Origin of the sequence: Micromonospora sp. KC721 (assembly GCF_004348355.1) — a bacterium.
Taxonomy (GTDB): Bacteria; Actinomycetota; Actinomycetes; order Mycobacteriales; family Micromonosporaceae; genus Micromonospora.
On the sequence record NZ_SMJY01000251.1, the window covers coordinates 1 to 7,518 of the forward strand.

A 7,518-nucleotide genomic window follows, 5' to 3' on the forward strand; every position below is an offset into this window, starting at 1 on the left:
GGGTGGGTCACCGGGGATCTCCTTCGCTCGGGTGGTGTGCTGCCGCGACGGTACGGGTCACCCGGTCCAGGGACCGGGCCAGTGCCAGCAGTTCCGCGTCGGTGGCCGGCGTCGCGCCGTAGAGCAGTTCGTGGATCTCGTCGGGATGGTCCCCGGTGTACCGGGCGACCAGGGCGGTCACCTCGTCGGGCGACGCGGTGGCGGGCAGGTTGAGCCGGGTGCGCAGCCGGTCCCGGGTGGCCGAGCGCAGGGTGGCGGCGGCAGGGCCCCGCGCCCGGGCCCGTTGGTAGAGGCGTGCCCGGCCGAGGACCGTCTCGGCGGAGTGGACCCGCACCGGCAGCGGCTCGGTGACCGGTGGACCGAGCCGGCGGGCCCGCCAGAGCACCACCAGCAGCGCGGCCAGCGCGAGCTGGAGCAGCAGGGCCCAGAACCAGGTGGGGAAGGCCGCCCAGAGCGGGTTGTCGCCGTCCGGTCGCTCCCCGCCGGACTGGTCCGGCGAGTCGTCGTCGGAGCCGCCGTCGTCGGAGCCGCCGTTGGCCGGACCACCGTTTGCGCCGCCGTCGTCGTCCCGGCGCTCATCCGGCGCCTCGCCCGGGAGGGGGGACCAGGCCGGCTCGCCGGTGGAGCCGGTGCCGAGCCGCGGCGGCGGGGCGGGGCCGTCCAGGTCGAGCCAGACCACCCGGCCGTGACGGCCGAGCAGCCCGGCCGCCAGTTCCTCGTTGCCCCACTCGTCGATCCGGTCGTTGCGGAACGGATCGCTCGCCCCGATCACCACCACGTCGGCCGTCCACGGCAGGTGGACCAGGCCACCGGAGTAGCAACGGCGCAGTTCGCCGGCGTGCCCGGGGGACGCGGTGTAGTGCTGCAGCGCCGCGGCGGCGCTGCCGGCCCGGGCCGCCTCGGGCAGCGGGCAGGGCCGACCGTCGGTGTCGGGGCGCACCGTGCGGGCCGCCCAGCGGCGGTCGGTGCGGACCACCGGCAGGCCGACCTGCTCCAGCACGCGGCGGGACGGGTCGACCAACACGAGCCGGGTGCCGACGGGCAGGTCGCCCAGTGCGCCGAGGGTGTCCGGGTGCAGCAGCTCCGGGGCCGGTACGAAGAGCGTCGCCGGCCGGTCGTCGAGGGCCAGCAGGGCAGGTAGCAGGTCGCTCTCCCGGTGTACGGTGACGCCCCGGCCGCGCAACGCCCCGGCGAGCCGGCTGCCGCCGTGCTCGGTGGCCGCCACCGGTGAGAGGAATCCCGGGGCGGCCGGGTCGGGCTGGTCCACGGCGTGGGCGACCAGGGTGGTCACGATCAGGGCGGCGGCGAGCGCGCACGGCAGCGCGATCCGGTGCCAGCGGCGGCGTCGCCGCCGGGCCGGGGCCGTTCGCTCGGGTGCCGGCGTGGGCGACACGGCGGTGGTCATCGCGGTTCCTCGGACCGGTCGGCGAGCACCCGGTCCAGCTCGTCGGCGAGTTCCCGCATCCGCCGGTCGTGGTCGGCCGAGGCGGGGCGGTGGGCGTACCAGACGGCGGAGAAGAGGGCGGCTGCGGCGCGCAGCGGCGGGTCGACCGCGGGCAGGTTGCCCGACGCCTCCTCGGTCAGTTCGGTCACGGTCAGGCCGGGGCGCTGCGCGACCGTTCCGGCGGCGACCAGCCGGCGGACCATGCCGCGCAGCCGTTCCCGCACGGCGTCGGCGAAGCGCCCCTCGGCGGCCAGCCGGTCGGCGAGGGTGCCGCCCGGATGATCGTCGCCGACCCGGGGTCGGGGCAACCGCGACACCGCCACGTCGACCGAACGGCGGGGTCGCCGCCACCGCCCGAGCCGGGGCATCCGCAGCCGGGGCAGCCGGCGGGGCACCCAGGTCGGGTAGTGGTACCAGGCCACCGCCACCAGCCCGGCGAGCAGCAGGAGCAGCGCCGCGGCCAGCGGCAGCGGCACGACGTCGCCGAGGGCGGCGATCGCCTCGGTCCACCGGCGGCTGATACTCACCGGTCGGCCGCCAGCAGCACGGGCTCGGCGAGGTGGCCGGGGGAGCGGGAGAGGCGGATGTCGAGGCCTTCGGTGCGCATCCGGTTGTCCAGGTGGACCACCGCGTCGAGGCAGGCCAGGGCCGGGTAGGCGACGGCGTTCACCGCCGTCCAGGCGGTCATGGCGGCGACGGTCGCCGTCGCCGGGTCGGCCAGGTCGACCAGATCCAGCCGGGCCAGCCCGAAGTAGCCGCCGAGGGCGAGGCCGACCCGCAGGATCCACCAACCGAGGTAGCCGAGGAGGCGTACCCAGGCCGCCCGGCCACCGGCGCGGACGGCGAGCCGGGTGGCCCGGGGCAGCGCGAGGTGCCCGGCGAGCCGGTCCACCACCAGCACGGCGGCCACCGAGCCGAACACCGCCCAGGCGAGGAACCAGAGCGGCCCGAGCAGACCGCCGAGCACGACCAGGATGCCGACGGGCACCGCGAGCAGCAGGGTGGCCCCCCACCGGGCGCCCCGGGGACGGAGCAGTTCGCCTACGCCGCTGCGGCGACCGAGCAGCGCCGCGCCCGCGGCCCGGGCGGCCGGGTTGCCGAGCAGCGTGACGATCACCGCCTCGGTTCCGGCGCCGCAGGCCAGCAGCAGCCAGTACGCGACGAACTGGTCCCACCCGTCGGGCCAGTACGTCGGCCCCCGCAGGTCGGCGGCGAGGCGCAGTGGGAGCAGCAGGAGTTGTTCGCCGACGGCGAGCAGGACGCCCAGCGGGAGCAGCAGCCGGCCCTGGGCGCGCAGCAGCAGCACCGCCGAGTCGAGCAGCTCCCCGACGGTGAGCGGACGCCTCGGGAGCACGGCTGTCGGGCCGACCTCGGGCACGCGTACTCCTGACGGTCACGGTGGCGGGCGGCGGCACGCCCGGGGGATCATGGTGACACGGCCGCGGTGACCCGGTGGAGCCGCAGGCCCGGAGCCGGTGACGGGCGACCCCGGTCGGCGTTGTTCCGCGTGGAACGTGCGGGCACGCCGGCCAGGGCAGTACCGTGCCGGGTGACGCCGATCCCACCTGACTGAACGGGGATGGAACCATAAATCCCATGAGAGCCCGGGTACTGGTGGTCGACGACGACCCTGCGCTCGCCGAGATGCTCGGCATCGTTCTGCGCAGTGAGGGCTTCCTGCCCTCTTTCGTCGCCGACGGGGAACGGGCGCTGGCCGCGTTCCGGGACAACCGACCCGACATCGTCCTGCTCGACCTCATGCTGCCCGGTATGAGCGGTATCGACGTGGCCCGGGCGATCCGGGCCGAGTCGGGCGTGCCCATCGTCATGCTGACCGCCAAGAGCGACACCGTGGACGTGGTGCTCGGCCTGGAGTCCGGCGCCGACGACTACGTGGTCAAGCCGTTCAAGCCCAAGGAGTTGGTGGCCCGGATGCGGGCCCGGCTGCGCCGTGGCGAGGACGTCGCCCCGGAGATGCTGACCATCGGGCCGCCCGGCAACCAGATCACCATCGACGTGCCGGCGCACACCGTGAGCCGGGACGGCGAGGAGGTGAAACTCACCCCGCTGGAGTTCGACCTGCTGGTCGCGCTGGCCCGCAAGCCCCGCCAGGTCTTCACCCGGGAGGTGCTGCTGGAGCAGGTCTGGGGCTACCGGCACGCGGCGGACACCCGGCTGGTCAACGTGCACGTGCAGCGGCTGCGCGCCAAGATCGAACCGGATCCGGAGCGGCCGGAGATCATCCTGACCGTGCGGGGCGTGGGCTACAAGGCGGGTACCGGATAGCCTGGTCTGCACCGTGACCAGCGCTTCGAGCCCCACCCCCGAGACCACCGCCGGCTGGCGTCCCGCCGCGCGGGCGCTGGGGCGTGCCCTGGCCGGCCGGGCGCTGGGCCTGGCCGCCGGGCTGCACCAGACCTGGCGCCGCTCGTTGCAGGTGCGGGTGGTGACCATCACCCTGGTGGTCTCCAGCCTGCTCGTCGGAGGTTTCGCGTACCTGATCGCCAACAAGATCACCGACATCCTGCTGGAGAACGCCAAGACCGACACGCTGCTGCGGCTGCGCAGCGGCAGCGACTACGCGGGCAAGCAGTTCTCCCTCTACAGCCAGCCCCAGGCGGCCCAACTCCAGGACACCATCGAGGGGACGGTCAACTACCTGGCCGGCGGCGACCCGCAGCAGACCAGCGGGGTGGTGGTGGCCATCACAGCCGACCGCTACGCGGGGATCATCGAGACCCGCACCTCCCCGGCGGCGGACATCCGCCCGCTGGTCAGCCGGGAGCTGCGGGCCGCCGTCGGGGACGGCAAGGTCGCCCACCAGATCCGCACCGGCCGGCTCGCCGACCAGCGGACCAAATACCTCGTGTACGGCTCGCCGGTGCCGACCAGCTTCGGCCAGCTGGAGCTGTACTACCTGGTGCCGCTCACCCGGCAGGACGCCGCCGCCGCCGACGCCCGGGCCACCGTCCTCGCCACCGGGTTAGCCCTGGTGCTGCTGCTCGGACTGCTCGCCGCCCTGGTGACCCGTCTGGTGGTCACCCCGGTCCGGGTGGCCGCCCGCACCGCCCAGCGGCTCTCCGCCGGCCTGCTCGACCAGCGGATGGTGGTCAACGGCGAGGACGACCTGGCCCTGCTGGCCGCGTCGTTCAACCAGATGGCCACCAACCTGCAACGGCAGATCCTGCGGCTGGAGGAGATGTCCCGCCTGCAACGCAGGTTCACCTCGGACGTGTCGCACGAGCTGCGTACCCCGCTGACCACGGTGCGGATGGCCGCCGACCTGATCTTCGCGGAGCGGGCGGAGTTCGACCCGGCGGTGGCCCGCAGCGCCGAGCTGCTCCAGGCCGAGCTGGACCGGTTCGAGGAACTGCTCACCGACCTGCTGGAGATCAGCCGCTTCGACGCCGGCTTCGCGATGCTCGACGCCGAACCGACCGATGTGACGCCCATCGTGCACCGGGTGGCCGACCGGCTGGCCGCCCTGGCCGAGCGGCTGGGCGTGCCCGTCGAGCTGGACGTGCCCAGCACCCCGGTGATCGCCGAGGTCGACCCGCGCCGGGTCGAGCGGGTGCTGCGCAATCTGGTCGGCAACGCGGTCGAGCACGGTGAGGGCAAGCCGGTGCGGATCACCCTGGGCATGGACCAGACCGCCGTCGCGATCACCGTGCGCGATCACGGGGTCGGGCTCAAGCCGGGGGAGGAGAAGCTGGTCTTCAACCGCTTCTGGCGGGCCGATCCGTCCCGGGCCAGGCAGACCGGCGGCACCGGGCTGGGCCTGTCGATCAGCCTGGAGGACGCCCGGCTGCACGGCGGCTGGCTGGAGGCGTGGGGCGCACCGGGGCAGGGCGCCCAGTTCCGGCTCACCCTGCCGGCCCGGGCCGGTGACCGGCTCACCACCTCGCCGTTGCGCCTGGTGCCCGCCGACGCCACGCTGCCCTTCGGCGGCCCCGGCGACGCGGAAATGCTGGCCATCGGTCCGTCCCGTGCAGGTGTGCTGGCCATCGGCCCGGCCGATGGAGGCGGCTCGACCGTCAGCCCGGCCGGTGGGGGCGGCTCGACGATCGGGCCGGCGCCGAAGTCGGACGACGACCGGGCGGAGGCATGGCCGTGAGGCGGGCGCTCGCCGGTGTGGTCGGCGCGGTGCTGCTGCTGGCCGGGTGCGGCATCCCGGCGCACACCGAGGTGCAGGTGGACGGGTCGGGTCCGGCGGTCGCGGCGGGTACCGCCAGCTTCCGCCGGGGCGAGCCGCCCACCCGTACGGCCAGCGGCGACGACCGGGCGGCCTTCGTCCGCAACTTCCTCTCCGCCGCCGCCGGTGAGCCGGAGCGGGCGTACGAGCGGGTCAAGCAGTTCATCGCGCCGGAGAACCGGGCCCGCCTCCAGGAGAAGCAGGGCAGCGAGATCGCGGTCAACGTGGTCCGGTTGACCGAGCGGCCGGTGATCACCGAGAACGCCAACGGGCTCTTCTCGGTGCGGCTGCCGGTGCAGCAGATCGGGCTGCTACGCGCCAACGGCGTGCTCGCGCCGCCGGTGGTGACCGAGACCGAGTACCGGTTCGGGCTGCGGGGTTCGGTGTTGCCCGAGCAGGAGGGCACCGAGGAGGCGGGTCTGTTCGTCACCGACCCGCCGAACGTGCTGCTGCTCGGTGTCGACGCGCTGCGCCAGTACTACCAGACCCGGCCGGTCTACTTCTGGAGTTCCGACGGCAGTCGACTGGTGCCGGACCAGCGCTACCTGCCGCTGGCCGTGCCTGACGAGCGGCGGGTCAGCGAGGTGGTCAAGTGGTTGATCGGTGGTCCCGCGGAGTGGTTGAGCACCGGTGCCAGCCGCCTGCCGGACCGGACCGCCCTGATCAACAACGCGATCGAGAACGAGGGGCGGTGGGAGGTCAACCTCGATCTGCCCGGTGACGACAACCGCAGGCTCGCGCAAATCGGTATCCAGTTGGCGTGGTCGTTGCCGGAACTGGACGGGCAGTTGCAACTGACCACCCGCAACCAGTCGCGGGTCTTGATCCCGGACCTGCGGCGGCACCGGCTGGAGCACCCGGCCTACCCGGTCACCGGCAACCCGCAGCGGTTCACCGTCTACGAGGGGGCGGTCCACCCGCTGGCCCTGCCCGACGAGGGAGGAGCCCCGGTGCCGTTGGCGCCGGAGGTCAACCGGGATGTGCTCTCGGCCGGACTCAGCCGGGGCGACAGTCGGGTGCTCGCCGCCCTGGTGGTGCGTGCCCCGGGCGGCCGGCAGCGGCTGGCGACCGGTTCCGGGGACGGGCGGGTGCAGATCGTCAACCCGTCGCCGCAGATCTTCGGCACGATCGGGCGACCGGTCTGGTTGCGTTCACCCGACCCCCGACAGCCGTACGGGCTGGTGGTGGCCGATCGCCGGCTCTGGCGCTTCGACGACCGGGGCCGGATGGACCCGGTGCCGCTCAACGTCGCCGGGCCGGTCACCGCGGTGGCCGCCTCGCTGGAGGGCCACCGGATCGCGGTGGTGATCGGCGGCGTCCTGCACCTGGCGTCGGTGAACGTGGATGGTGGCGTGGTCACCGCCGGGCCGGCCCGGAAGGTGGCCACCTCGCTGACCGACCTGTCGGCGGTGGACTGGGCGGGGGAGAACACCCTGGTCCTGGCCGGCACGACCGGCCGTTCGGCGGTGTACGAGGTCAGCATCGACGGCGCCATGGAGACGGCGCTGGTAGCCGACGTGGGCGCCCGGGTGACGCACCTGGCGGCGTACCCGACCAACCCCGTGGTGCCGCTGCCCACCGTGCTGATCATGTACGAGGCGAACGGGGTGGCCTACCGCTACCCGCAGCGGGACACGATCCGGCGGGACCAGGTCGTGGATGTGTCGCCGCCGCCGAACGGCGCGCGTCCCGGCAGCCCGACCGCCCCCTTCTTCCTGTCCTGAGCGCGCGGTGCGGGACGTCGGCGGGCTCTGGGCGGAGCTGACCGATCTGGTGCTGCCGGCGGAGTGCGCCGGTTGCCGGGGGCGGGGCCGGGCGCTGCGGCGCGGCTTCTGCCCGGCGTGCGTCGAGGCGCTCGGGGCGCTGGTGCCCGGCCCGGTAC

At 74.4% G+C, this 7,518-nt stretch carries 6 protein-coding genes; 3 read left to right on the plus strand and 3 right to left on the minus strand.

Going from position 1 to position 7,518, the window contains the following annotated elements:
- Nucleotides 1–7 precede the first annotated feature (7 nt).
- From E1182_RS27625 to E1182_RS27635, 3 genes are read right to left on the minus strand one after another with little or no spacing between them, the layout of a single operon-like run.
- Entirely contained in the window at nt 8–1,405 is a 1,398-nt protein-coding gene (locus E1182_RS27625; protein ID WP_132270675.1) for a DUF4350 domain-containing protein, read from the minus strand.
- A complete protein-coding gene (locus E1182_RS27630) occupies nt 1,402–1,971 on the minus strand; it encodes a DUF4129 domain-containing protein (RefSeq protein ID WP_243706449.1) in 570 nt (189 codons plus the stop codon). The genes E1182_RS27625 and E1182_RS27630 overlap by 4 nt, the downstream gene beginning before the upstream one ends.
- The gene (locus E1182_RS27635; RefSeq protein ID WP_132270676.1) at nt 1,968–2,822 is read right to left on the minus strand and encodes a hypothetical protein; all 855 of its coding nucleotides are present in this window, start codon (nt 2,820–2,822) and stop codon (nt 1,968–1,970) included. The genes E1182_RS27630 and E1182_RS27635 overlap by 4 nt, the downstream gene beginning before the upstream one ends.
- Before the next feature lie 218 nt (nt 2,823–3,040).
- On the opposite strand from E1182_RS27635, the gene mtrA reads away from it, so the two are divergent.
- Genes mtrA through E1182_RS27650 form a run of 3 tightly spaced genes read left to right on the plus strand, consistent with a single transcriptional unit; the run spans nt 3,041 to nt 7,360 of the window.
- A complete protein-coding gene (gene mtrA, locus E1182_RS27640; protein ID WP_088977546.1) occupies nt 3,041–3,730 on the plus strand; it encodes an MtrAB system response regulator MtrA in 690 nt (229 codons plus the stop codon).
- 13 nt (nt 3,731–3,743) lie between these two features.
- Complete coding sequence (gene mtrB / locus E1182_RS27645) at nt 3,744–5,558, plus strand: MtrAB system histidine kinase MtrB (protein ID WP_132270677.1); 1,815 nt, start codon at nt 3,744–3,746, stop codon at nt 5,556–5,558.
- Complete coding sequence (locus E1182_RS27650) at nt 5,549–7,360, plus strand: LpqB family beta-propeller domain-containing protein (RefSeq protein WP_132270678.1); 1,812 nt, start codon at nt 5,549–5,551, stop codon at nt 7,358–7,360. Before mtrB ends, E1182_RS27650 begins: the two co-directional genes overlap by 10 nt.
- The last annotated feature ends 158 nt before the right edge of the window (nt 7,361–7,518 follow it).

Coding starts and splice junctions, on each gene's coding strand:
- E1182_RS27625 (WP_132270675.1), bottom strand. CDS start 1,405: ATGACCACCGCCGTGTCGCCCACGCCGGCACCCGAGCGAACGGCCCCG.
- mtrA (WP_088977546.1), top strand. CDS start 3,041: ATGAGAGCCCGGGTACTGGTGGTCGACGACGACCCTGCGCTCGCCGAG.
- E1182_RS27650 (WP_132270678.1), top strand. CDS start 5,549: ATGGCCGTGAGGCGGGCGCTCGCCGGTGTGGTCGGCGCGGTGCTGCTG.